Raw genomic sequence first — 23,406 nt, 5'->3', positions numbered from 1 at the left:
CGCTTCGGACTGGCAAGATCACCGCATGGCGAAGAAGCTGAAGTGGAACGACCTCGGTACCGGCGGGCGGATCCTGGTGGTGCTCACCGCGGGCCTGCAGTTCGGGCTGCTCGGCGCCGCGTGGACGGACCTGGCCCGGCGTCGGGAATCGGAGGTGAACGGTCCGCGCTGGGCATGGGCACTCGCCGCGCTCGTCAACGTCGTCGGCCCGATCGCCTACTTCGCGCGCGGCCGCAGGCACTGAGCGCTCAGCCGGCTCCGGCCCCGATTCCGCCGCCGGCTCCCTCGCCGTCGCTGCCGCCGTCGCTCTCGCTGTCGCTGTCGCCGTCATCGAGCAGCGCGACCATGGCGCGCAGCGCAGGGCCCGGATCGTCCTCGCGCCAGGCCAGGGCGAGCGGGACCTCCGGACCGCCGGACAGCGGCACGAGCACGACGCCGGGCACCTTCAGATGCCTGGCGGTCTCGAGCACCAGCCCGACCCCCCGACCCGCACCGGCCAGGACCATGGCCGTGTGCATGTCCGGCGCCTCCTGACGGATCGTCGGACTCATCCCGTGCCGGTGGAACGCGCCGTGGATCGCCGTGGTGAGCACGGAGCCCCGGCGGGCGGGATACCCGATCAACGGCTGGTCCCGCAGATCCGGAACGGTGATCTCGGTGCGGTCTGCGAACCGGTGCTCGGCCGGCAGCGCCACCAGGAAGCGTTCCCGGGTGATCTCGCGGACCCGGAGCCCGGTGGTCGATACGGGCAGCCGGACGAGAGCCGCGTCGATCTCACCCCGGTGCAGCATCTCCAGCAGCTCCCCGGTCAGGAACGGCGCGACCGTCTCCAGCCGCACCCCGGGCCGCTCCTCGCGGAACCGGCGCGCCAGGTCCAGCAGCACCTGGTACGAGCCGGGCCCGGTGAACCCCAGCCGGACGTGCCCGGAGTGACCGGCCGCGGCCTCCCGGGCGCGGTCGGTCGCGGCCTGCACGGCGTCCAGCGCGCGCCGGGCCTCGACCAGGAAGGCCTCCCCCGCCGCGGTGAGCGTGACCCGGCGCGTGGTGCGCGCCAGCAGCGCCGTCCCGACCTCACGCTCCAGCTTCTTGATCACCTGGGAGAGCGGCGGCTGCGAGATGCCCAGGCGCTCGGCGGCCCGCCGGAAGTTGAGCTCCTCGGCGACGACCGCGAACGCCCGCAGATACCTCAGTTCCACCCCGACCCCCGGTTCCGGCCGGCCCCTACCCGGCCGGAGCCGCCACGGCGCGCGCCGTCCGCCCAGGTCACCGGCAATTGATTCGCACTGCCGAATCAACCATAGCGGCAAATGGTGTTGGCCGTCACACAATCGCGGCCGTAGCGTGCCGGCCCACGAGGTCGCCGGTACGCCACGCACCACGGGGAGGGCACATGCCGATCACCGGTCGTCTATGCGACGACGAGAAGATGGCCCGGAAGGCGGGCTGGGCGTCCTTCGTGGGCACCACCGTCGAGTGGTACGACTTCTACATCTACGGCCTGGCGTCCGCGCTGGTCTTCGCGCCGCTGTTCTTCGCCGAGGTCCCGCCCTCGGTCGGCATCCTGCTCTCGTTCGCCACGTTCTGGATCGGGTTCCTGTCCCGACCGGTCGGCGCGATCGTCTTCGGCCACCTCGGTGACCGTGTGGGGCGCAAGAAGGCCCTGGTCACGACGCTGATGCTGATGGGCGTCAGCACGGTCGGCATCGGCCTGCTCCCGACCTACGCCCAGGCCGGTGTGCTCGCGCCGGTCCTGCTGTGCCTGCTCCGCGCCGTGCAGGGTCTGGCCGTCGGCGGCGAGTGGGGCGGCGCCGTTCTGATCGCCACCGAGCACGCGAAGAAGGAACGCGGGTTCCTGTTCGGGGCGTTCGCCCAGCAGGGCTCACCGGCCGGGCGGATCCTCGCGACGATCTCGTTCCTCGCCATCACCCAGCTGCCCAGCGAGGCGATGCTCAGCTGGGCGTGGCGGCTGCCGTTCCTGGCGTCGGCGATCCTGGTGGTCGTCGGCCTGGTCATCCGGCTCAGGCTGGAGGAGTCGCCCGAGTTCGCGGCCATGAAGTCCTCGCGCCGGACCGAGCGGATCCCGCTGCTCACGCTCGTCCGCGGGCACACCCGCCCGGTGCTGCTGGGCGTGGCCGCGATCCTCGTCGTGTTCGCGCTAACCTACGCCCGGGACACGTTCGCGCTGGCCTGGGCGACCAGCGACCTCGGCTTCGACCGCGAGGGCTTCCTGACGATCATCCTGGTCTCCAGCCTGGTCCAGTTCGTCGTCCAGCCGTTCGGCGCGGTGCTGGCCACCCGGTGGAACGTCCGCACGATCGTGACCGTGCTGCTCGGCCTCGAGGTCGTCGCCCTGCCACTGATGTTCGTGCTGATCGGGACCGGCAGCTACCCGCTGGCGATGGCCGGTGCCGTCATCGCGACGGTCCCGGACGTCATGTACTACGCGATCATGGCGGGGATGCTCGCCCAGGCCTTCCCGCCGAGCGTCCGCTACACCGGGATCGCCGGCACCTACGCGCTGACCGGCATGGTCGGCGGCGCCCTGCCGCTCATCCTGCAGTCCCTGCTCACCGGCACCGGGACGATCTGGATGTCGATCGGTTTCGTCGCGGTCTGCTGCCTGGCGTCGCTGTTCGGGGCCCGCGCGCTGCTGAGCCTGTCCGCGCGCCGCGAGGCCGACGAGGCCGGGCAGGCGACGCCCGGGCCGGGGGCGCTGCGGTGATCACGGGCCGGACCCACCGGGCGGGCCCCGCTCGACGAACCGCAGGGTCATGGCGAGGTAGTCACGCAACGGGACCGTGCCCGGCGCCCGCCGGTGCTGCGCCCAGATCGCGTTGAGGGTGGACGGCGTGAGGGTGCCGGCCTGCAGCACCGCGGCGCGCGCCTCCGCGTCACCGATGTCCCGGCCGGCCAGCGCCGCGAACGCGACGAGCAGCCCGGCCGCCGTCTCCTCGTCCACCCGCCCCGGCCTCCGTCCGACGTCCCGGAGGACAGCAGAGCACGGACCACCGACAGTTCACCGCACCCGAGCCGCCGCACCGGCACGACCGCCTACTGCAGCACGAGCAGGAAGACCGCGGCGATCCCGATCACGATGATCACCGAGCGGAGCAGCGCGGGCTGCAGCCTGCGCCCGACCTTCGCCCCGAGCAGGCCGCCCACGATCGAGCTCGCCGCGATGATCCCCACGACGCTCCAGTCCACCGGCGCGACGACGGCGTAGATCACCCCCGCGACCAGGTTGACCACCGAGGCCAGCGTGTTCTTGAAGGCGTTGAGGCGCTGCAGCGGGTCCGCCACGAGCAGGCCCATCACACCGACCAGCATGATCCCCTGCGCGGCGGTGAAGTAGCCGCCGTAGACCCCGACCAGGAAGATCAGGAAGTAGAGCAGCGGCGACGAGGTCCGGTCCCGCTGCTCGCGATTGCGCAGCCGGCGGGCGAGCACCGGCTGCACCGCGACCAGCAGCACCGCGAGACCGACGAGGACCGGCACGATCGTCTCGAACGCGTCGTGCGGCAGCGACAGCAGCAGCACGGCGCCGAGGATCGCGCCGAGGAACGACGCGATGCCGTACCGGAGCACGCGCGGTCCGTGCCCGGCCAGCTCCTTCCGGTAGCCGACCGCGCCGGTGATGGAGCCGGAGATGAGGCCGATGGCGTTCGACGTCGTCGCCGTCACCGGCGGGTAGCCGAGGGCGACGAGCACGGGGAAGGTCACGAGCGTCCCGGAGCCGACGACGGTATTGATCATCCCGGCCCACACCCCGGCCAGGGCGATGATCCCGACCTCCCACAGCTCCATGCGGCTCACCCTACGAACCGACCGTTGCACGGCGGACGAACAGTGGGCGGAGTAACCCTTACGCCCGCTGCGTAATGCCCCACACGCTGCGCGTATGATGATCATCTTGTGACGGTCGACCCGCGCTGGGCTCCCCCACCCGCTCCCGCCCGCCCCGCTCTGGACCGGGCGACGATCGTCGCCACCGCACTCGCGGTCGCCGACGACGACGGGCTCGCCGCGGTGTCCATGCCCCGCCTCGCCCGCGAGCTCGGGAGCGCACCGATGTCGCTGTACCGGCACGTCCCGGGTAAGGACGCGCTGGTCGAGCTGGTGCTCGACGCCGCCCTGGGCGCGCCGCCGGACCTGCGGGGCTGCGCGGTGCGCCTCGGCTGCGAGATCTGGGCGACGGCGCTGCGCGACGTGCTCGCCGAGCACACCTGGGCGGTGCCGCTGCTGGCCGGGGACCGCACGGCCGGACCGGCCGAGTGCGCCTGGTCCGAGGCGCTGCTGGCACTCGTCGTCACCGCGGGGCATCCGCTGCACGTGGCGGTGGAGGTGCTGCACCTGGTGCACGGCTACGTCCGCGGTGCCGCCGCGCTCGCGGGGGACCGGCTGCCCACCGCCGCCGACCTGGAGCTGTCCGGGCGGGCCGGGGAGCTGCCCGTCCTCGCCCGGCTGCTCGGCGGCGCGGTGGTGCGCGGGCCGGGCGGCTCCGAGCCGCTGTTCGACAGCGGGCTGCGCCGGACCCTCGACGCCGTGGACGCGACCCTGGCGGCTCCCGGCCCCGTCGCCTGAGCACACGGCGGCCCGCAGCAGCCGGGCCGGCAGCGCCACCGGCCGGCCGCACTCCCGCGGCCGCCAGGGGCCCCGACCGGTGCCGCGCCACTTCGCCTCCCCGGCTCTCGGCCTGCCCCTCCACCGACGTCCCAGGCTTTCGGCGACCGGCCTCCCGGCCGCGCCGGCGTTACGGCGTCCCGGTCTCCGCCCGCCGCCGGGTCAGGTGCCGGCGTTCCACCGGGTTCCGGGTCACGGCCAGGGCACCGTCGTACGCCGCGGCGGCCTCGGCCGGCCGGCCGAGGCGGACGAGCAGGTCGGCGCGGGCAGCCGGCAGGTACGGGTAGCCGGCCAGCTCCGGGGCCAGGGCGTCGATCTCGGCCAGCACGGCGACCGGGTCGGCGCCGGGCAGCCGGCTGCGCGCCACCGCCCGGTTGAGCGCGACCACCGGCGACGGCCACACCCGCAGCAACGCGTCGTAGGTGACGACCACCCGCGCCCAGTCGGTCTGTGCCCAGCTCGGTGCCACCGCGTGCAGGCCGGCCACCCCCGCCTGGAGTGCGTACCGCCCGTCCGGTCCGGCGCGCAACGCCGACGCCGCGAGCCCCAGTCCCTCGCGGATCAGGCGCCGGTCCCAGCCGGAGCGGTCCTGGTCGGGGAGCAGGACGAGCTCCCCGTCGGCCCCGGTCCGCGCGTCACCCCGCGCCTCGGTCAGCAGCAGCAGGCCGAGCAGCGCCCGTGGCTCGGGTTCGCCGGGCAGCAGCGCGACCAGCATCCGGGCCAGGCCGAGCGCCCGCCCGGTCAGGTCGGTGTCGCGCAGTCGGGTCCCGGGCCCGACGTGCCCCGCCGTGTACACCAGGTGCACGACGGTGAGCACCGCGTCGAGACGCTCCACCAGCTCGTCACCGGCCGGGACCCGGAACGGCACCCGCGCGACCGCGATCTTGCGCTTGGCCCGGGTGATCCGCCGCGCGACGGCCGCCTCCCCGGCCAGCAGCACGGCGGCGATCGTCGCGACGTCGACCCCGCACACCAGGCGCAGGGTCAGCGCCACCCGCGACTCGCTCGACAGCGCCGGGTGGCAGCAGGTGAACACGAGCCGCAGCGGGTCGGTCGGCTCCGGGTCCGCGTCCTCGCCGATCGCCCAGCCCTCGACCGCCGAGCCCTCGACCGCCGAGCCGCCTGCCCCGGACACGGGGTCCACGAGCAGCGGGAGCTTGCGCCGCAGCGTCGCCTCCCGCCGCAGCCGGTCGAGCGCGATCCGGTGCGCGGTGGTGGTCAGCCAGCCGGCCGGGTTGTCCGGGAACCCGGCCGGCCAGCGGCGCAGGGCCCGCTCGACGGCCTCCTGGGTGCAGTCCTCGGCCAGGTCGAGGTCCCGGGTCAGCCGCGCGGTCGACGCGACCACGACCGGCCACGCACTGCGGAACACCTCCTCCAGCATCGTCATCTGTCCAGCATCGTCATCTGTCCAGCGCGGTCATGTGTCCAGCGTCGTCATGTGTCCAGCTTCGTCATGTGTCCAGCGTTGTCATGTCTCCGGCATCTCCATGACCGGCCGCACCTCGACGGTGCCGGCCGGGCAGGCGGCCGCCAGCCGCAGCGCGACGTCCAGGTCCGGCGCCTCGATGACGTAGAAGCCGCCGAGGGCCTCCTTGGTCTCGGCGAACGGGCCGTCGGTCACCAGCGGACGCGACCCGGAGTCCGGGCCGCGGCGGACGGTGCTCGCGGTGGACGACCGCTCGAGCGCCTCCCCGCCGGCCACGCTCGCACCGGCCGCCGTCACGGCGGCCATGAACTCCTCGTGCAGGGCGAACTCGTCGGCGACCCCCTGCTCGTCGACGGTGTCGTGCCAGTCCTCGGTGTCGTACATCAGGAACACGTAGCGGGCCATCGTGGACTCCCCATCGGATCGGTGTGGCTGCCGGATCGGTGTGGCTGTCGGAACAGTGCGGCTGCCGGAGTGGTGCGGTCATGGTCCTGACGAACGGGCCGGGCCGGATCGGACACCGGTACCGCGCGATTCTCCACCGATTCCCGGCCGTCCTCCCCCGTTCCGCCGTGCACCGGCGGCGGCGTGCCCGCCGGGGACTCACGGCAGATCCGGCACTCCCGGCACGCCTGGAGCACGCGGCGCGCCGAGGTCGAGCCGCGGCCAACCGGCCAGGTCCCGCAGCAGCTGCCGGTCGTGCGTCGCCACGACGACCGTGGCGCTCGTCCCGTGCAGCGCTGCGGTCAGCTCGTCGACCAGGGCCGACGACAGGTGGTTCGTCGGCTCATCCAGCAGGACCGTGCTCGGCCGCCCGGCCAGGGCCAGTGCGAGGTCGAGACGGCGCCGGCGGCCCTGCGACATCCGTCCGACCGGGGTGCGCAGCGCGGCGGAGTCGAGCAGGCCGAGCGAGCCCAGCGGCACGACGTCGGCGTCGCGCAGCTCCCCGCGCGCCACCAGGCGCCCGATGTGACGGGCGTACACCTCGACCGCGGTGTCGGCCGGGTCCTGCGCCGCCGTCTCCTGGGTGAGCCGGACGACACGGGCGCCCCGCGCCGTCCGGACGTGTCCCTCGTCCGGAGCCAGCGCGCCGGCCAGCACCGCGAGCAGCGTCGACTTCCCGGCCCCGTTCGGGCCGGTGACCAGCAGCCGGTCGCCGCCGTCGAGGGTGAGGTCGAGCGGTCCGGCCAGCCGGGCGTCGACGGCGACGCCGTGCGCGCGCAGCTGCGGCGCGCCCCGGCGGACGCCCAGGTCGGGCCAGTGCAGCGACGGCGGCGGTTGCGGGACGTCGATGCGGTGGGCGTCGAGCTCGTCCTGGCGGCGGTGCAACGCCTGGACCACGCCCGGCGCGCGGGACTGGCGCTGGTGCTTGCCGGTCCCCTTGTCCGGACGCCACCCGGTCGAGAGGCGGTCGCGCGCCTGGGAGACGGCGTCCTGCAGGCGCCGGTGCTCGGCCTGCTGCTCGGCGAACTCCCGCTCCCACCGTGCGCGCTCGCGGCGCCGGGCGTCCTGCCAGGCGTCGTACCCGCCGGCGTGGAGCCGCGGCTTCCCGTCCCGGGTGGGATCGAGGTCGAGGAAGTCGTCCGCGACGTCGCGCAGCAGCACCCGGTCGTGGCTGACGACGGCCAGCCCGCCCGGGTGGTCCCGCAGCGTGCGGGTCAGGAAGTCCAGCCCGCCCGCGTCGAGATGGTTGGTCGGCTCGTCGAGCAGCAGGACGTCGTGCCGCGCGCCGAGCAGGCAGGCCAGCCGCACCCGGTAGCGCTGGCCCACCGAGAGCGTCGACAGTGGACGCTCCCGGTCGGTGCACGCGTCGAGTGCGTCGAGCGCGACGTCGACGCGGCGCTCGGCGTCCCAGGCGTCGAGCCGGGTCGCCGCCTCGAGCGCGGCGCCGTAGCGGTCGGCCACAGTGGTGTCGCCGGACCGCTCGTCGTCGGCGCCTTCCCGGGCCAGCGCGTGGGTCGCCTCGTCGAGGGCCTGCAGGGCCGTCAGCGACGCGGCGAGCGCCTCGCCGGTGAGGGTGCCGACCGTCTCGCCGTCGCGGGCGGCCAGCTCCTGGCGGGCCAGTCCGATCGTGCCGGCCCGGTGCACGGTGCCCTCGTCGGGCGTGAGCAGCCCGGCGAGGACGTGCAGCAGGGTGGTCTTGCCGCGGCCGTTCTCGCCGACGACGGCGATCCGCGACCGCGCGGACACGGTGACCGACAGGTCGTCGAGGACGCGCCGGGCTCCGCGGACGACGCCGACGCCGTCGGCGCGGACGTGGGCGCTCTCGCCCGCCGCGGTGGGCAGCGACAGCGTGTCCGGGGGCGCGGTGTGGTGGGCCGAGGATCTCGGGGTCGGGGTGAGTGTCACGGGTTGCTCCGCAGCTCGCAGTGGAGCCGGGCAGCAGGAAACGGCCGCCCGGCGGGGAACCGGAACGGCGGACGCTGTGGAAAAGGGAGAAGGCGCCGCCGTCAGCGGGCGGTGCGGACCTTCTGCGACCAGATGCCTCGTGCCATGACGATCAGGGTAACGACACGGGGAGGCGGATTCATCCCGCTTTCCGCCGGAGCTCCGTCGGAGGGCCGGTGGAGACGTGGCCCCCAGGACCGGGCACAGGCGTGCTCGAGTCAGAACGGCGGCGGATCGTCGTCGGGCACTGTGCCCTCGCCGGCGTCCTGCGACCCGTCGCCGGTCGGGCCCGTCGCACCGTCGGCGTCGGCCCTCCCGGTGCCGGTGGCGTCAGGCTCGTCGGCGGCGGCGTCGTCGGATTGTTCGGGCATGGGGTCGGTGAAGGGCCGGTAGTCGTGTGGGCGGGTGGTCCGGCGACGCCCGCAGGGGCTGATCCAGGTCAGTGAGCCGTCCGGGTGGGCGAGGACCTTCCAGCCGGGGGCGTCCTTGAGTTTGTGGTCGCCCATGCAGAAGCCGTACAGGTTCTCCTCGTTGGTCTCGCCGCCGCCGGCCCAGGGGATGTGGTGGTCGAGTTCGCGGATCGTTTTGCTGCACAGCGCGCCGCGGCAGACGACGTCACGGGCCTTGACGTGGTCGGCGAGTCCGTCGGGTGGGCTGTAGGTGGTGCGGCCGTGATCGAGCAGGGTGCCTGACAGAGGGTCGGTGACGAGTCGTTTCCATACTCCGCCGGCGGCCAGGGCACGGGCGGTCAGTGCCGGGATCGGGCCGTGCCCGACCAGCTTGGCCGGCCGGTCACCGCCCATCAAGGTGTCCAGCGCGACCACGACGTGGATCAGCGGCTTACGCCCGATCACCTCGTTCGGGTCGGGCTTGTGCTGCATCGCACGGGCCACCGCCTCCGCCACCACCTCCGGCGGGATCACCGGGGCCGCGCCGTCCGACCCAGCCGCCGTGGCGCCCGCACTGGGGACCGTGACCGGCCCATCGGAGGCCGCACCCGGAGCTGCCGCGCCGGTAGCGGTGCCGGTTCCGTGGGAGCTGGTCGCCATTCCGGCGCCGCCGTTGCCGGCGGCACCGGCCGCGGCCAGCACGCTGTCCACCGCCGTCTGCACGCTGCCCAGGTCGGTGACGGACAGGGTGCCCTGCAGCAGCCCGTGGGCCAGATCGAGCCGGTTCTGGTCCAGCGTGCGCGGATCCTCGACGCCCAGCGCACGCGCCAACCGGTCCACCGACTGCCACGACGCCTCGGTCTGCTCAGCGGTCCCGTTCAACCACAGCGAGGCCATCCCCTCCTCCCCACGATTGATCGACATCCGCCGCTGCGCCTTCGCACGCTGGTGGCGGCGCGCCGCACCCTCGGGGTCGGCCTTGGCGATCGCGCGGCGCAGCCGGTCCCGCAACAGCCGGTGATGGGCCTCCGCCGCCCCGGGCAGCACCACCGCCTCCACCGCCGCGGCGGCCTCGTCGTCGAGGACCACGGTGGACTCCGCGATCGCACCGGCCTTGCGCTCGTCGATCTGCCCGGCCTCCCACGCGGCCAGGGTCGCGGGCAGCACCTGCCCGAACCGCGCCGCCTCGGCCAGCAACCCCTGCGCCTGCTCGCGGGTCACCCCCAGCACCATCCCCAGATGATCCGGCAACCACCGGCTGACCTGCGTGACCGCCCGCGGATCGGCATCCGGTGGCGCGGCACGACTGCCCCGCGGGTGCCGCGCGACGATCTCGGCGATCATGCGCGTCCGCAACGCCCCGGCCCACCGCACCAGCCGCTCCGCCCCCTCGACGACATCGAAGACCTGCGCATCGCTGAGCAACCCCGGCGCCGACCCCGCCAGCTCACAGTCCAACGCGAGCGTGTGCCCGACCGGCCGCCCCTGCTGCACCGCGGCCACCGCCGACGGGTCATACAGGCACAGATCCGCACACAGATGCGCCGGCGTCCCGTGCGGGCACGGATCCTCGACCACCACCGGGCGCTGCAGGATCTCGTCCAGCTCCCGCTCACGTTGATCGACCACACGTTCGATTTTACCCCGCCCACATGCAGGACCGCCAGCACGAAGTAGCGCCACTCGGCGACGAGGCCGACCGTCGGCCGCACCCCGGCGCACGTTCGGCCCGTCCTGCACGCCTGCGTCCTGTTCGCGTGTCGAGCACCACCGGAAACGGCGCCGCCTCCGGCACAGGGCGTCCGGCTGTCAGCGGACACCCGACCGGGCGGCGTGGGGCACAGCCCGCCCGACACGGACGCCGGGGCGTCCGTCGGCGGCCACCCACCGGGACGAGCTGCCGTCGGACGCCCGCGCGACTCCCCGCCCGGACGAGCGCGCGCTCCACGGAGACACGTGACGCGGATCACCAACCGAAACTGTCACGGCCCACGACCCCGCTCGTGTCCTACGCCCATGAGCCTCATCCACCAGCAGGAACTCGTCGTGTCCAGGCGCCCGAAGCAGGGACGGCACGAGCCGGGACGTCACCGTCGTCGGCACCGGGCTCGGCGGTCCGATGACCGTTGCCATGCCGGCGGAAGGAGGTGTCCCCGTCCCGGGCGCTCGAGGCCGGACCCGGCCCCGGTGGCCGAGGTGCGTCCGGGGCTCCCACGATCCGGAGGACGGCGATGAACTCGGACGAGGCGATCTCCGCGCTGTCGGTGTTCTGGGGGATCTACGTGCTGGGCGGCTATCTTCCGGCGCTGGTCAGCAGGTCGTTCTACACGGTGGTCATGGAGGAGAAGACCGGAACCGGGTTCGTGATCTCGGCCGCGTCCCTGCAGCTGGTCATCGGGGCGGCGTCCCTGGCTGTGGTGAACGAGTGGGCATGGGGCCCGGCCCTCGTCATCACCCTGCTCGGGTGGATGGCCGTGGTGAAGGGGGTGGGCCGCTACCTGGCGCTCGGAACGGCCAGGAAGGCGGCCGCCGGCATGCCGCCGTCCGTCGCCTACCCGTACACCGCGCTCCACCTTCTGGCCGCGGTCTACCTGCTGGTGACCTTCTTCGCGGGCTCGTGAACGATCTCGTCGCGCCGGGGCCACGCGTCGGTGCCGGGCAGCGACCGCGGTGACGCTCCGGTGCCGGCGTGCGGCACGCCGCCCAGGAGTCACGGCCGTCGCCCGGGTGGCCCGCCCGATCTCAGCCGGCGTCGGCCCGGCGCCGCAGCCGGACGAGCGCGGCCCGGTACAGCAGGTGGCTGAGCGCCGGGGAGACACGGTCGAGCCACCAGCCCAGCCGGCCGTACACCGGCGTGATCACGAACCGCCGTCCGCGCCGGACGCCACGCAGCAGGCGGCGGACCGCGGCGTCGGTGGCCAGCGGCGCGATCGGCACGGCCGTGCGCGGGTCGGCGCCGGACATCGTGCCGTGCAGCGTGGCCGTGTCGAACATGCTCGACTCCACCCACGCCGGGCAGAACACCGTGGTGCGGATCCCGGCGCCGGCGGCCTCCAGGGCGAGCGCCTTGTGCAGGCCGACGACCGCGTGCTTGGTGGCGGTGTAGTGCGCCTGGGCGGGCACCGGCACCAGCCCGGCGGCGGAGGCGGTGCTGATGATGTGCCCGGACCCCTGCCGCAGCATCTGCCGGTAGGCGACGCCCACGCCGTACAGCACGCCGCGCAGGTTCACGTCGACGATCGTGTCGGCCTCGTCCAGGCTCACCGCCTCGACCTCGCCGAAGATCCCCACGCCGGCGTTGTTGACCATGTAGTCGAGCCGGCCGAACTCGGCGACGACGGCGTCGACCGCCCCCTGCACGGCGGCGCGGTCGGCCACGTCGACCACCATCGCCCTGGCCGAGCCGCCGGCCCGGGTGATCCCGTCGACGACGCCGGCCAGCGGCGCCTCGGCGACGTCGGTGACCAGCACGAACGCGCCCGCTCCGGCCAGCTGCCGGGCGATCTCGGCACCGATGCCGTGGGCGGCGCCCGTGACGATCGCGGTGGCACCGGAGAATCCGCGGGTCATGCCGCCCGCCCCCGGAGCCGGGACCGCACGGCCCGGACCAGGCGGACCGGTGCGGTGTCCGGGCGCGGCCGGTCCGGCTGGATCCGCAGCGCGTGGATCGTCATCGCCAGCATCTCGTAGTGACCGACCAGCACCGGCAGCTCCACGAGCTGGTGCTGCGCGAGCTCGGCGGTCAGCTCCCGCCAGGTCTCGTCGGAGATCGTCCGGGTGGCGTGCAGCTCGTCGGCCGCCGTCAGCAGCAGGCGCTGCCGGGGTGTCCACACTGGATCGTCCACACCGCCGCGTACGGCCTCGATCTGCGGGCCGGTGAGCCCCGCCTCCCGGGCCAGGCCCGTGTGGTGGTGCCACTCGTAGTCGCAACCGCACCGGTGCGCGACCCGCAGGATCACCAGCTCGGTGTCCGCGGACGGCAGCGTCCCGGCGGGCATCAGCGTCGCGGCGAACCGCAGCCACGGGCGGAACATCCGGCGGTGCCGGGCGAGCGTGGTGAACAGGTTCGGGCGCTCGGTGCCGGCGACGACGCCGAGGACCGAGGTGATCGCGGCGTTGAGCAGGCCCATCTCGCGACGGGTGGCCGGTGGGATCCGAGCGATCACTACCGGACGGTAGCAAGTGATCGCTCACCCCGGCCCCGGGCCGGCGCCGACGCCACCAGCACCCCGCCGACGACGACGGCTCCGGCGACCAGCTCGACGACCGCCGGCCGCTCCCCCAGCAGCGCCATCGCGCACGCCATCCCGACCACCGGCACGAGCAGCGAGTGCGGCGCGACGAGCCCGGCCGGGTAGCGGCGCATCAGCACCGTCCAGATGCCCGCGGCGAGCACGGTCGCGACCACCGACAGGTAGACCAGCGCGCCCAGCCCGGGCAACCCGTCCCGGGTGAACACCGCAGCGGTGGCGACCCAGCCGGTCGCCGGGCCCTCGACGACCGCGGACGCGACCAGCAACGGCACCGGCGGCACGACGGTCATCCACAGGGTCAGGTGCAGCGGGTCGACGTCGGCCCCGTCGCGCTGGGCGAGCCGGTTGCACAGGTTCCCGACCGCCCAGCCGAGCGCGCCGAGCAGGGTGAGCACCACCGGCAGCAGGGCCGCACTCTGGGCTCGGGCGAGCGCGATCGTCGCGAGCCCCGCGACGGCGACGCCGATCCCGGCCCACTGCCGTCCGGTCACCTTCTCCCGCAGCAGCAGCGCACCGAGCACCAGGGTGAACGGCCCGGACGCCTGCAGCACCAGCGACGCGAGCCCGGTCGGCATCCCGGCGTACATGCCGAGGAACAGGAACAGGAACTGCAGCGTGCCGAACCCGAGGCCGTAGCCGACCAGCCAGCGCAGCGGCACCCGCGGACGCGGCACGAACAGCACGGCCGGCACCGCCAGCACGAGCATCCGCAGGCCGGCGAGGAACACCGGCGGGAAGTACTCGAGTCCGACGTGGATGGCGATGAAGTTCGCACCCCACAACACGGCGACGACGACGGCCAGGCAACGATCACGCACGCTCACCTCCCGAGCGTCGCCCGGATCGACCGTGCAATCCAGCGACAGGAGTTGAAACGTCCTTGTAGCGTTCCTGCATGGACGTGCGGCGCCTGCGGATCCTGCGCGAGCTCGCCGACCGCGGCTCGGTCACGGCCGTCGCCGCGGCCCTGAACTACACCCCGTCCGCGGTCTCCCAGCAGCTCAAGGTGCTGTCGCGGGAGGCGGGCATCGCGCTGACCGTTCCCGACGGGCGGGGCCTGCGCCTGACCGAGGCGGGATCGGCCGTCGTCGCCGGGACCGGGGACGTGCTCGCCGCGCTCGGCCGGCTCGACGAGACCGTCGCCGGGTTGCGGGACCGGCCCCTCGGCACCGTGCGGCTGGTGCTGTTCCCGTCCGCGGCGCGGCTGCTGCTGCCCGGGCTGCTGCACCGGGCCACCGTCCACGACGGACTGGTCCTGTCCTGCCGCGACCTGGACCTGCGGCCCGACGAGATCCCGGTCGCCGCGGCGGAGGCCGATGTCGTCGTCTCCCACCACGACGAGCGGGTCGACCCGTTCGACGGTGGCCGCCTGCAGGTGCACCCGCTGCTGCGCGAGCCACTCGACGTCGCCCTCCCGCCGGGACATCCGCTGAGCACCCGCGCCGCGGTGGACCTCACCGACCTGGCCGACGAGGACTGGATCTCCGTGGCGGCCGGGTGGCCGATCGACGACGTCCTGAGCTCGCTCGCCCTGGTGACCGGCACGACCCCGCGGATCGTGCAGCGGATCAACGACTTCTCCGTCACCGAGGAGCTCGTCGCCCGCGGTCACGGCGTCGCCCTGCTCCCCCGCTACTCCACCGACGACCGCGGCGGCACCCGGCTCGCACTGCGCCCGCTGGCCGGGGTCCGCGCGGCCCGCCTGGTCCGCGCCGTCTGCCGCCCGGAGGCCGCGCAGCGACCGGCGGTGCGGGTGGTGCTCGACGAGCTGGCCGCCGAGGCCGACACCGTCCGCTCCGGCGCCGCGGCCGGCTGACGGCCGATACCCGGAGGAGGGCCGGGGTTCAGAACATCCGGGTGACCTTGTCCAGCCCGTCGTAGCGGACCGGGGAGATCTTCACCCGCGCACCGGAGTACGGCGCCTCGATCATCTTCCCGTCGCCCAGGTACATCGCGATGTGGTGGGTCCGGCCGTTCTCCGCCCAGGACAGCATGTCGCCGCGGCGCATCTCCGAGACCGGCACCTCCTCGCCGGCGTCGGCCTGGTTGCCGCTGTAGCGGGGCAGGTCGATGCCGACACCGGCGAAGGCGTAGAGCATCAGCCCCGAGCAGTCGAACCCGACCTTGTTGTAGTCGCCGTGCCGGTCGGCGACGCCGCCGTCGCGGATACCCGTGGTCGGGCCGCGGGAGTTGCCGCCGCCCCAGGCGTAGATGGTGCCGAGCTGGGCCTTCGCCCGGTCGATCACCGTCTCGACCGCCGACGAGCCCGACCGCGGCACCCCGTCGTCGCCGGAGGGCCCCGGGCCCGAGGGGTCGTCGGCGGGTGCCGACTCCTGGGCGACCCGGGCGCGGGCCTCCTCGCGCGCCCGCCGCTGCTCCTCCGCCGCGATCCGCTCCTGCTCGGCCTGCCAGGCGAGGTAGCGCTGGCGCTGGGCCCGCAGGCCCGCGTCGGAGTTCGCGGCGGCGTCGAGCCGGGCCTGCACGTCGGCGCGCTCGGCCCGGACCGCGTCGAGCCGGCCCTGCTGTTCGTCGGCGGCGGCGATCGCGGCGACGACGGCCTGGTCGGCGGCCGCGGACGCGTCCTCGGCGGCGGCGCGGCGGCGGTCGGCCTCCTCCTGCGCGGCCCGCGCCAGGGAGTCGGCGTTGGCCTGGGCGATCCGGGCCTGTTCCAGCTCCTCGAGCACCGCGGCCTGGTCCTCGCTCAGCGCGTCGGTCAACCGGGCCCGGTCCATCAGGTCCTGCGGGTCGGTCGCCCGCGACAGCAGTCCGAGCGGCCCGAGGTCGAGGCCGTGGGTGTAGACGTCGCCGACGAAGGCGTCGAGCCGCGTCCGGGCGCCGTCGACCGCCCGGCCGGCCTCCTCGGTCGCCCGGCGTGCCTCGGACGCGCGGGCGGCGGCCGCGTCGGCCTCCCGGCCGGCCGCGTCGGCGGTGTCGCGCGCCTCGAGGGCCTGCTCGTTGCGGCCCGCGACCTCGATCTGCAGCTGTTCGGCCTGCGCGTCCAGCTCGGCGAGGCGGGTGGTGAGCCGGCCGACCTCGGCCGCCCGGTCCTCGACGGTCCGGCGGCTCTGGTCGAGCTCGTCGTCGTCCGGGTTCGGGGGCGGCGACGGCTGGGCCGGGGCCGCGGGACCGGCGGGGAGCGCCGGGGCAGGAACGGGCCACGCGGCAGGAACGGGCAGCGCGGCAGGAGCGGGCAGCGCCGGGGACGCCGCGAGGCCGGGCAGCGCCGGGGACGCCGCAGGACCGGGGAACGCCGGGGACGCTGCGGCGACCGGCCGAACGTCGAGGAGCGGGCCGGCCGCGACGCCCGGGGCCGCGACGAGCACCGCCGCGAGCACCAGCACGACGCCGGCGCCCACCGGCATCCGGGCGGCCGGGCACCGGCCCCGGCTCGCGCGCCGGTCGCGCGTCGCCGTTTCGCGCGTCACGTCCATGCCTCCCGGGGAGCGGGGCACCCGCGCGCTCGGGGAGTGAGCGCGGCCGGGCGCGGTCGCTCGGCACCCTGCCACTCCCGTCACGCGGGCACCCCGCGACACACCGGACACACCGCCGACATCCGTCTCCCGGGCGACGCGACCACCACCACACCCGCCTCGCGCGGCTTATAGGACAGGCGTACTATTTGAGGCGGGAGGGTCCGCGCTGCCGCCGACGACGCGGTGCGCGAGACTCCGGGACACCGAGAGACGACACACCGAGCGACACACCGAGCGACACCGAGAAACACCGAGCGACACCGGCGAGCCGCACGGCGGACGCTCACCGCACCGGACGCAGAACGCCCACCACCACCACCACGGGGAGGACCACCAAGTGGCCAGCACCGACAGCTTCGGCGCCAGAGGACAGCTCGACGTCGGGGGCACCGGTTACGAGATCTTCCGGCTCTCCGCGGTGGAGGGCTCGCAGCGCCTGCCGTTCAGCCTGAAGGTCCTGCTCGAGAACCTGCTCCGCACCGAGGACGGGGCCAACGTCACGGCGGACCACATCAACGCCCTGGCGAACTGGGACCCGCAGGCCGAGCCGAGCACCGAGATCCAGTTCACCCCGGCGCGGGTGATCATGCAGGACTTCACCGGCGTCCCCTGCGTGGTCGACCTCGCGACCATGCGCGAGGCCGTCACCGAGATGGGCGGCGACCCGTCGAAGGTCAACCCGCTCGCGCCCGCCGAGCTGGTCATCGACCACTCGGTGATGATCGACTTCTTCGGCACCCCGGACGCCTTCGAGCGCAACATCGAGTTCGAGTACGGCCGCAACAAGGAGCGCTACCAGTTCCTGCGCTGGGGCCAGGGGGCCTTCGACGAGTTCAAGGTCGTCCCGCCCGGCACCGGCATCGTGCACCAGGTCAACATCGAGAAGCTGGCGCGCGTGGTCATGCCCCGTAACGGACAGGCCTACCCGGACACGCTGGTCGGCACCGACTCGCACACCACGATGGTCAACGGCCTGGGCGTGCTGGGCTGGGGCGTCGGCGGCATCGAGGCCGAGGCCGCGATGCTGGGCCAGCCGGTCTCGATGCTGATCCCGCAGGTGCTCGGCTTCAAGCTGACCGGTGAGATCCCGACCGGCGTCACCGCCACCGACGTGGTGCTCACGATCACCGAGATGCTCCGCCGCAAGGGCGTCGTCGGCAAGTTCGTCGAGTTCTACGGGGCCGGCGTCGGCGCCGTGCCGCTGGCCAACCGCGCCACCATCGGCAACATGAGCCCGGAGTTCGGCTCCACCGCCGCGATCTTCCCGATCGACGAGGAGACCGTCCGGTACCTGCGCCTGACCGGCCGCTCGGACGACCAGATCGCGCTGGTCGAGGCCTACGCCAAGGAGCAGGGCCTCTGGCACGACCCGGAGCGCGAGCCGGTCTACTCCGAGACCCTGGAGCTGGACCTGTCGACGGTCGTCCCGTCGATCGCCGGCCCGAAGCGCCCGCAGGACCGGATCGCGCTCTCCGAGGCCAAGCCCGCCTTCCGCTCGTCGCTGGGCGACTACGCGCCCGGCAGCGCGTCCTCGGTGGACGAGGCCGGCGAGGAGAGCTTCCCGGCCAGCGACCCGGCCGCACCCAGCGCCGAGGGCAACGGCGGCGGGGCCCCGCGCCCGGCGATCTCGGCCGCCGCCGGGGCCGGTGGACGCACCAGCAAGCCGACGACCGTCTCGATGAACGGCGCCGAGTTCGAGATCGACCACGGCGCCGTCGTGATCGCCTCGATCACCTCGTGCACCAACACCTCGAACCCGTCGGTGATGCTCGGCGCCGCGCTGCTGGCCAAGAACGCCGTCGACAAGGGCCTCGCGGTCAAGCCGTGGGTCAAGACGTCGATGGCCCCGGGCTCGCAGGTCGTCACCGACTACTACGAGAAGGCCGGTCTCTGGCCCTACCTCGACAAGCTGGGCTACAACCTGGTCGGCTACGGCTGCACCACCTGCATCGGCAACTCCGGCCCGCTGCCCGAGGAGATCTCGGCCGCGGTGAACGACGCCGACCTCGCCGTCTGCTCGGTGCTCTCGGGCAACCGGAACTTCGAGGGCCGGATCAACCCGGACGTCAAGATGAACTACCTGGCGTCCCCGCCGCTGGTCATCGCCTACGCGCTGGCCGGCACGATGGACTTCGACTTCGAGAACCAGCCCCTCGGGCGCGACTCGGGCGGCAACGACGTCTTCCTGCGCGACATCTGGCCCTCGACCGAGGACATCAACGCGGTGGTCGACTCCTCGATCGACTCGGACATGTTCACCTCGAGCTACTCCGACGTCTTCCAGGGCGACGACCGCTGGCGCGCGCTGCCCACCCCGGAGGGCCAGATCTTCGAGTGGGACCAGCAGTCCACCTACGTCCGCAAGCCCCCGTACTTCGAGGGCATGTCGCAGACCCCGGACCCGGTCTCGGACATCTCCGGCGCCCGGGTGCTCGCGCTGCTCGGCGACTCGGTCACCACCGACCACATCTCGCCGGCCGGTGCGATCAAGCCGGGCACCCCGGCCGCGCAGTACCTCGACGAGAACGGCGTCGAGAAGAAGGACTACAACTCCTTCGGCTCGCGGCGCGGCAACCACGAGGTGATGATCCGCGGCACGTTCGCGAACATCCGGCTGCGCAACCTGCTGCTGGACGCGATCGTCGACGGCGGGGTGAGCGGCGGCTACACCCGCGACTTCACCGCCGAGGGTGCGCCGCAGGCGTTCATCTACGACGCCGCGCAGAACTACGCCGCGCAGGGCACCCCGCTGGTCGTGCTGGGCGGCAAGGAGTACGGCTCCGGCTCGTCGCGTGACTGGGCGGCCAAGGGCACCGCGCTGCTGGGTGTCAAGGCCGTGATCGTCGAGTCGTTCGAGCGGATCCACCGCTCGAACCTGATCGGCATGGGCGTGGTCCCGCTGCAGTTCCCGGACGGCGAGACGGCGTCGTCGCTGGGGCTGGACGGCACCGAGACCTTCGACATCGCCGGGATCACCGCGCTGAACGAGGGGAAGACCCCGAAGTCGGTGACGGTGACCGCCACCAAGGACTCGGGCGAGACCGTGGAGTTCGACGCCAAGGTCCGCATCGACACCCCCGGTGAGGCCGACTACTACCGCAACGGCGGCATCCTGCAGTACGTCCTGCGGGGCATGCTGGCGAACTGACGCGCACGCCGCACCACCACCACACGGAGCCCGTCGCCCTTGCGGGGCGGCGGGCTCCGGCGCGTCCGGCTCATCCGGGCGCGCCGAGCTCGCGGGAGATGCGCCGCGCGGCGTCGGCGGCGGCCCGGCCGTGGTCGTCGAACACGTCCTCGGTCATGCGGACCGTCGGGCCCGAGACCGACAGCGCCCCGGCCGGTCGCCCGTCGGCGCCGAGGATCGCGGCGCCGACGGCGGCGATGCCGTCGCTGAGCCCCTCCGGGTTCACCGACCAGCCGCGCGCGCGGATCCCGGCCAGCCGCCCGCGCAGCGCATCCGGGTCGGTGACCGTCGCCGCGGTGCGCGCGGGCAGCGCCCCGCCGGCCAGGTAGGTGTCGACGACGTCGTCGGTGCAGGCCGCGAGGAAGGCCTGCCCGGTGGCCGAGGCGTTGAGCGGGATCCGGTGCCCCAGCGGCAGGAACGCACGCAGGCTGTGCGCGGTGTCGAGCCGCTCGACCAGCACCAGCTCGGGGCCGTCCGGTGCCGCCAGGTGGATCGTCTCCCCCGTGGCCAGCTGCAGCTCGTGCAGCACCGGCAGCGCGCGGCCACGCAGCTCACCGGCGTCACGGGCCTGGTTGCCGACGGCGAACGCACGGTAGGTCAGCCGCCAGCGAGCGGCCTCGTCGGCGCGGCACCAGCCGACCTCGGCCAGGGTCAGCAGGGTCCGCTGCACCGTGCTCTTCGGCAGGCCGACGGCCCGGGCGAGCTCGGAGAGCCCGACCGGCTGCCGCTCCCCCACTGCCTCCAGCACGCGGATCGCGGACACCACGCTGTTCGTCGCCGCCGTCATGAAGCCGCCGTCATGAACTTGACCCCTCCCGAACGGGCGATCTACGGTCCTCCCGCAACCGGTCCAGTACGTGAACCACTGTGCCACCTGGTGGACCGATCCGACAAGGCGTCTACCGATGGGGGTACGCACGTGGCGGTCCAGATCATCGCGTTGGCAGTGTTCGCGGCGGTCTTCGTGATCGCGGAGATCCGCCGCACGCACATCGGCATCGTGATGTTCGCGGCCGCCACCGGGATGGGGCTGCTGGTCGCCGGCCTGGCCCTCGAGGACATCGTCGCGGGCTTCCCCGTCGACATCCTGATCCTGCTGGTCGGGGTCACGTTCTTCTTCGGGATCGCCAAGTCCAACGGCACGATCGGGCGTCTGGTCGACCGGGCGCTGGTCCTGGTCGGGGACAACACCGGCGCGCTGCCGCTGACGTTCTTCGTGCTCACCGGCGTCGTCTCGGCGATGGGCTCCCCGCTCGGCGGCCTGGTGATGGCCCCGATCGCGATGTCGGTGGCGCACCGGCGGCGCATCGACCCGATGCTCATGGCTCTGGCGGTCGGGACCGGGCTCTCGGCGGGCGGGTTCGCCCCGACGTCGCTGTTCGGGATCGTCACCTGGGGCACCGCCGCCTCGGCCGGGATCGCGCTGAACCCGATGACGCTGCTCGCCGTCGCGGTCGTCGCGAACCTGGTCCTGCTCCTCGTCGCCCACCTGCTCTTCGGTGCGCGCCGCCGGTCCCGGAGCGCCGTCGCCGTGGGCGGTGGGACGCCGTCCACCGGACCGGTCGAGCACGGACCGGCCGAGCACGGGCCGGCCGAGCGCGAGCCGTTCCGGGGCGTCCACCTCGTCACCGTGGTCGCGATGCTCGGCCTGGTCGCGTCCGTGATCGTGCTCGCCGTGCTCGGCAACGAGCCCGATGTCGGCGTGCTCGCGTTCGCCTTCGGCGCCGTCCTGACCCTGATCGACCCGGAGAACGGCCGCGGCGCGCTGAAGGAGATCGACTGGTCGACGGTGCTGCTGGTCGGCGGCATCATCACCTACGTCGGCGTGCTGCAGGAGATCGGCGCCGTCGACCTGCTCGGCGACCTCGCCGCGACCCTCACCGTCCCGCTGCTCGCCGCGCTGGTGATCTGTGCGGTGTGCGGGCTGGTGTCGGCGTTCGCCTCCACCACCGGCATCCTGGCCGCGCTGGTCCCGCTCGCGATCCCGCTGATCCAGCAGGGCGGGCTGGCCGGATGGGCCCTGATCTGCGCGCTCGGCGTCTGCTCGTCGATCGTGGACGTGTCGCCGTTCTCGACGGTGGGTGCGACCCTGGTCGCGACCACCGTCGACCCCGACGAGCGGCCGCGGATGACCGCGCTGCTGACCCGCTGGGGCCTGTCCATGGTGGTGCTCGGCCCGCTCGCGCTGGTCGGCGCCCTCGTGCTGCCCGCGATGGCCTTCTAGACCTCAGGAGATCGACGTTGTTCCTCACCTCGCTCACCGCCGCCGACGACCTCGACCGCGCCGTCGTGGTCGGCGACGACGCGCTGTCGCGCGCCGAGCTGGTCGACCGGGCGGGCCGCTTCGCCGCCGGCATCCCCGACGACGGCCCGGTCGCCGTGCACGCCACGGCATCGATCGACACCGTCGTCGCGATCACCGGCGCGATCCTCGCGGGGGTCCCGGTGGTGCCGGTGCCGCCGGACGCGGGCCCGGCCGAGCGCGGCCACGTGCTGCGCGACTCGGGGGCGACGGCGTGGGCCGGTGAGCGCCCGGACGGGCCCGAGGTCGCCGCGCTGCCCTCGGTGCGCCCCGGCAGCACCGCCGTCGCACCGCGCGAGATCGACCCGGAACGCACGGCGATGCTGCTCTACACCTCCGGCACCACCGGGGCGCCGAAGGGCGCGCAGCTGTCCGGGCGGGCGATCGCGGCCGGGCTGGACGGCCTGTTCGAGGTCTGGGACTGGACGCCCGACGACACCGTCGCGCACGGGCTGCCGCTGTTCCACGTGCACGGGCTGATCCTCGGGGTGCTCGGCTCGCTGCGACGCGGCTCGCGGGTGGTGCACACGGTCAAGCCGCAGCCGGCCCGGTACGCGGCGGCCGACGCGACCATGTACTTCGGCGTGCCGACCGTGTGGAACCGGGTCGTCGGCGAGCCGGACGCCGCCCGGGCGCTCGGCAAGGCCCGGCTGCTGGTCTCGGGCAGCGCGCCGCTGCCCGCCTCGCTGTTCGAGCAGATCGCCGGGCTCACCGGGCAGGCGCCGGTCGAGCGCTACGGCATGACCGAGACCATGATCACGCTCAGCGCCCGGGCGTCCGGCGAGCGCCGTGCCGGATGGGTCGGGCTCCCGGTCCCGGGCGCCGAGACCCGGCTGCTGCCCGCCGGCGACGGCGAGACCGGCACGGTCCCCGACGACGGCGAGACCGTCGGCCGGCTCGAGGTGCGCGGCCCGATGCTGTTCGGCGGCTACCTCGACCGCCCGGAGGCCAACGCCGAGTGCTGGGCCGGCGACGGCTGGTTCCGCACCGGGGACCTCGCGGTGCGCGACCCGGGCGGGTTCCACCGGATCGTCGGCCGCGAGTCCACCGACCTGATCAAGTCCGGCGGCTACCGGATCGGCTCCGGCGAGATCGAGGCCGTGCTGCTGGACCACCCGTCGGTCGCCGAGGTCGCCGTCGTCGGACGGCCGGACCCGGACCTGGGCCAGCGGATCGTCGCCTACGTCGTCGGTGACGGCAGCGGTGCCGCCGGGAGCGGGCAGGAGCTCATCGACCACGTGGCCGGGCAGCTGTCCTGGCACAAGCGGCCACGCGAGGTCGTCTTCGTCGACGCGCTCCCGCGCAACCCGATGGGCAAGGTGCAGAAGAAGCTGCTCGGGAGCTGACCGCGGACGGGTGTGCGGGGCT

20 protein-coding genes are annotated in these 23,406 nt (G+C 74.0%); 8 read left to right on the top strand and 12 right to left on the bottom strand.

Going from position 1 to position 23,406, the window contains the following annotated elements:
• The first annotated feature begins 25 nt into the window (after positions 1-25).
• Positions 26-244, top strand: a complete 219-nt coding sequence (locus BM093_RS18075; protein ID WP_093345057.1) for a PLDc N-terminal domain-containing protein — start codon at positions 26-28, stop codon at positions 242-244.
• Positions 245-248: 4 nt separating this feature from the next.
• On the opposite strand, the gene BM093_RS18070 is transcribed toward BM093_RS18075, so the two are convergent.
• Positions 249-1,196, bottom strand: coding sequence for a LysR family transcriptional regulator (locus BM093_RS18070; RefSeq protein WP_177238550.1), 948 nt, complete (start codon positions 1,194-1,196; stop codon positions 249-251).
• Positions 1,197-1,390: 194 nt separating this feature from the next.
• Here BM093_RS18070 and BM093_RS18065 point away from each other — a divergent pair, with 194 nt between their 5' ends.
• The gene (locus tag BM093_RS18065) at positions 1,391-2,722 is read left to right on the top strand and encodes an MFS transporter (RefSeq protein WP_245773604.1); all 1,332 of its coding nucleotides are present in this window, start codon (positions 1,391-1,393) and stop codon (positions 2,720-2,722) included.
• On the opposite strand, the gene BM093_RS18060 is transcribed toward BM093_RS18065, so the two are convergent.
• Together BM093_RS18060 and BM093_RS18055 are read right to left on the bottom strand one after the other, a co-directional pair.
• Entirely contained in the window at positions 2,723-2,959 is a 237-nt protein-coding gene (locus BM093_RS18060) for a hypothetical protein (protein WP_093345046.1), read from the bottom strand. It abuts the gene before it with no gap.
• A gap of 92 nt (positions 2,960-3,051) precedes the next feature.
• On the bottom strand, positions 3,052-3,804 hold the full coding sequence (locus BM093_RS18055; protein ID WP_093345041.1) for a sulfite exporter TauE/SafE family protein: 753 nt from the start codon (positions 3,802-3,804) through the stop codon (positions 3,052-3,054).
• A gap of 108 nt (positions 3,805-3,912) precedes the next feature.
• On the opposite strand from BM093_RS18055, the gene BM093_RS18050 reads away from it, so the two are divergent.
• Positions 3,913-4,581: a TetR/AcrR family transcriptional regulator gene (locus tag BM093_RS18050; protein ID WP_093345036.1), complete on the top strand. Its 669-nt coding sequence runs from the start codon at positions 3,913-3,915 to the stop codon at positions 4,579-4,581.
• A gap of 169 nt (positions 4,582-4,750) precedes the next feature.
• Here the strand turns inward: BM093_RS18050 and BM093_RS18045 are convergent, their stop codons facing one another.
• From BM093_RS18045 to BM093_RS18030, 4 genes are all read right to left on the bottom strand, one after another.
• Complete coding sequence (locus BM093_RS18045) at positions 4,751-6,007, bottom strand: RNA polymerase sigma factor (protein WP_093345030.1); 1,257 nt, start codon at positions 6,005-6,007, stop codon at positions 4,751-4,753.
• 81 nt (positions 6,008-6,088) lie between these two features.
• Entirely contained in the window at positions 6,089-6,451 is a 363-nt protein-coding gene (locus BM093_RS18040) for a YciI family protein (RefSeq protein WP_093345027.1), read from the bottom strand.
• A gap of 198 nt (positions 6,452-6,649) precedes the next feature.
• The gene (locus tag BM093_RS18035; protein WP_218162821.1) at positions 6,650-8,338 is read right to left on the bottom strand and encodes an ATP-binding cassette domain-containing protein; all 1,689 of its coding nucleotides are present in this window, start codon (positions 8,336-8,338) and stop codon (positions 6,650-6,652) included.
• 314 nt (positions 8,339-8,652) lie between these two features.
• Complete coding sequence (locus tag BM093_RS18030) at positions 8,653-10,452, bottom strand: HNH endonuclease (protein WP_093345018.1); 1,800 nt, start codon at positions 10,450-10,452, stop codon at positions 8,653-8,655.
• A gap of 602 nt (positions 10,453-11,054) precedes the next feature.
• Here BM093_RS18030 and BM093_RS18025 point away from each other — a divergent pair.
• On the top strand, positions 11,055-11,444 hold the full coding sequence (locus BM093_RS18025; protein WP_093345014.1) for a hypothetical protein: 390 nt from the start codon (positions 11,055-11,057) through the stop codon (positions 11,442-11,444).
• 121 nt (positions 11,445-11,565) lie between these two features.
• On the opposite strand, the gene BM093_RS18020 is transcribed toward BM093_RS18025, so the two are convergent.
• The 3 genes from BM093_RS18020 to BM093_RS18010 are packed head-to-tail and all read right to left on the bottom strand — an operon-like array spanning position 11,566 to position 13,900.
• Positions 11,566-12,393 carry an SDR family oxidoreductase gene (locus BM093_RS18020; RefSeq protein ID WP_093345011.1) on the bottom strand — a complete coding sequence of 276 codons (828 nt, stop codon included), beginning with the start codon at positions 12,391-12,393 and terminating at the stop codon, positions 11,566-11,568.
• Positions 12,390-12,989: a carboxymuconolactone decarboxylase family protein gene (locus BM093_RS18015; protein ID WP_245773603.1), complete on the bottom strand. Its 600-nt coding sequence runs from the start codon at positions 12,987-12,989 to the stop codon at positions 12,390-12,392. The genes BM093_RS18020 and BM093_RS18015 overlap by 4 nt, the downstream gene beginning before the upstream one ends.
• The gene (locus tag BM093_RS18010; RefSeq protein WP_093345006.1) at positions 12,989-13,900 is read right to left on the bottom strand and encodes an EamA family transporter; all 912 of its coding nucleotides are present in this window, start codon (positions 13,898-13,900) and stop codon (positions 12,989-12,991) included. The genes BM093_RS18015 and BM093_RS18010 overlap by 1 nt, the downstream gene beginning before the upstream one ends.
• A gap of 71 nt (positions 13,901-13,971) precedes the next feature.
• On the opposite strand from BM093_RS18010, the gene BM093_RS18005 reads away from it, so the two are divergent.
• Entirely contained in the window at positions 13,972-14,892 is a 921-nt protein-coding gene (locus BM093_RS18005; protein ID WP_093345002.1) for a LysR family transcriptional regulator, read from the top strand.
• A 28-nt stretch (positions 14,893-14,920) separates the two neighbouring features.
• Here the strand turns inward: BM093_RS18005 and BM093_RS18000 are convergent, their stop codons facing one another.
• Complete coding sequence (locus BM093_RS18000; RefSeq protein ID WP_143105421.1) at positions 14,921-16,501, bottom strand: NlpC/P60 family protein; 1,581 nt, start codon at positions 16,499-16,501, stop codon at positions 14,921-14,923.
• Between the two features lie 385 nt (positions 16,502-16,886).
• Here BM093_RS18000 and BM093_RS17995 point away from each other — a divergent pair, with 385 nt between their 5' ends.
• On the top strand, positions 16,887-19,697 hold the full coding sequence (locus BM093_RS17995; protein WP_093344994.1) for an aconitate hydratase: 2,811 nt from the start codon (positions 16,887-16,889) through the stop codon (positions 19,695-19,697).
• A gap of 70 nt (positions 19,698-19,767) precedes the next feature.
• On the opposite strand, the gene BM093_RS17990 is transcribed toward BM093_RS17995, so the two are convergent.
• Positions 19,768-20,523, bottom strand: coding sequence for an IclR family transcriptional regulator (locus tag BM093_RS17990; protein ID WP_093344990.1), 756 nt, complete (start codon positions 20,521-20,523; stop codon positions 19,768-19,770).
• 132 nt (positions 20,524-20,655) lie between these two features.
• On the opposite strand from BM093_RS17990, the gene BM093_RS17985 reads away from it, so the two are divergent.
• Positions 20,656-21,960, top strand: coding sequence for an SLC13 family permease (locus BM093_RS17985; RefSeq protein WP_093344986.1), 1,305 nt, complete (start codon positions 20,656-20,658; stop codon positions 21,958-21,960).
• A 17-nt stretch (positions 21,961-21,977) separates the two neighbouring features.
• The gene (locus BM093_RS17980; RefSeq protein WP_093344980.1) at positions 21,978-23,384 is read left to right on the top strand and encodes an acyl-CoA synthetase; all 1,407 of its coding nucleotides are present in this window, start codon (positions 21,978-21,980) and stop codon (positions 23,382-23,384) included.
• Positions 23,385-23,406: the final 22 nt, after the last annotated feature.

Origin of the sequence: Pseudonocardia ammonioxydans (assembly GCF_900115005.1) — a bacterium.
Taxonomy (GTDB): domain Bacteria; phylum Actinomycetota; class Actinomycetes; order Mycobacteriales; family Pseudonocardiaceae; genus Pseudonocardia; species Pseudonocardia ammonioxydans.
Note: the sequence above shows the minus strand (reverse complement) of the source record. Positions and strands in the feature narration are given on the sequence as shown.

Bases quoted from the DNA above. Each gene is read 5' to 3' on its own strand.
- BM093_RS18075 (WP_093345057.1), top strand. From the start codon at position 26: ATGGCGAAGAAGCTGAAGTGGAACGACCTCGGTACCGGCGGGCGGATC.
- BM093_RS18065 (WP_245773604.1), top strand. From the start codon at position 1,391: ATGCCGATCACCGGTCGTCTATGCGACGACGAGAAGATGGCCCGGAAG.
- BM093_RS18055 (WP_093345041.1), bottom strand. From the start codon at position 3,804: ATGGAGCTGTGGGAGGTCGGGATCATCGCCCTGGCCGGGGTGTGGGCC.
- BM093_RS18045 (WP_093345030.1), bottom strand. From the start codon at position 6,007: ATGACGATGCTGGAGGAGGTGTTCCGCAGTGCGTGGCCGGTCGTGGTC.
- BM093_RS18040 (WP_093345027.1), bottom strand. From the start codon at position 6,451: ATGGCCCGCTACGTGTTCCTGATGTACGACACCGAGGACTGGCACGAC.
- BM093_RS18025 (WP_093345014.1), top strand. From the start codon at position 11,055: ATGAACTCGGACGAGGCGATCTCCGCGCTGTCGGTGTTCTGGGGGATC.
- BM093_RS18020 (WP_093345011.1), bottom strand. From the start codon at position 12,393: ATGACCCGCGGATTCTCCGGTGCCACCGCGATCGTCACGGGCGCCGCC.
- BM093_RS18005 (WP_093345002.1), top strand. From the start codon at position 13,972: ATGGACGTGCGGCGCCTGCGGATCCTGCGCGAGCTCGCCGACCGCGGC.
- BM093_RS17990 (WP_093344990.1), bottom strand. From the start codon at position 20,523: ATGACGGCGGCGACGAACAGCGTGGTGTCCGCGATCCGCGTGCTGGAG.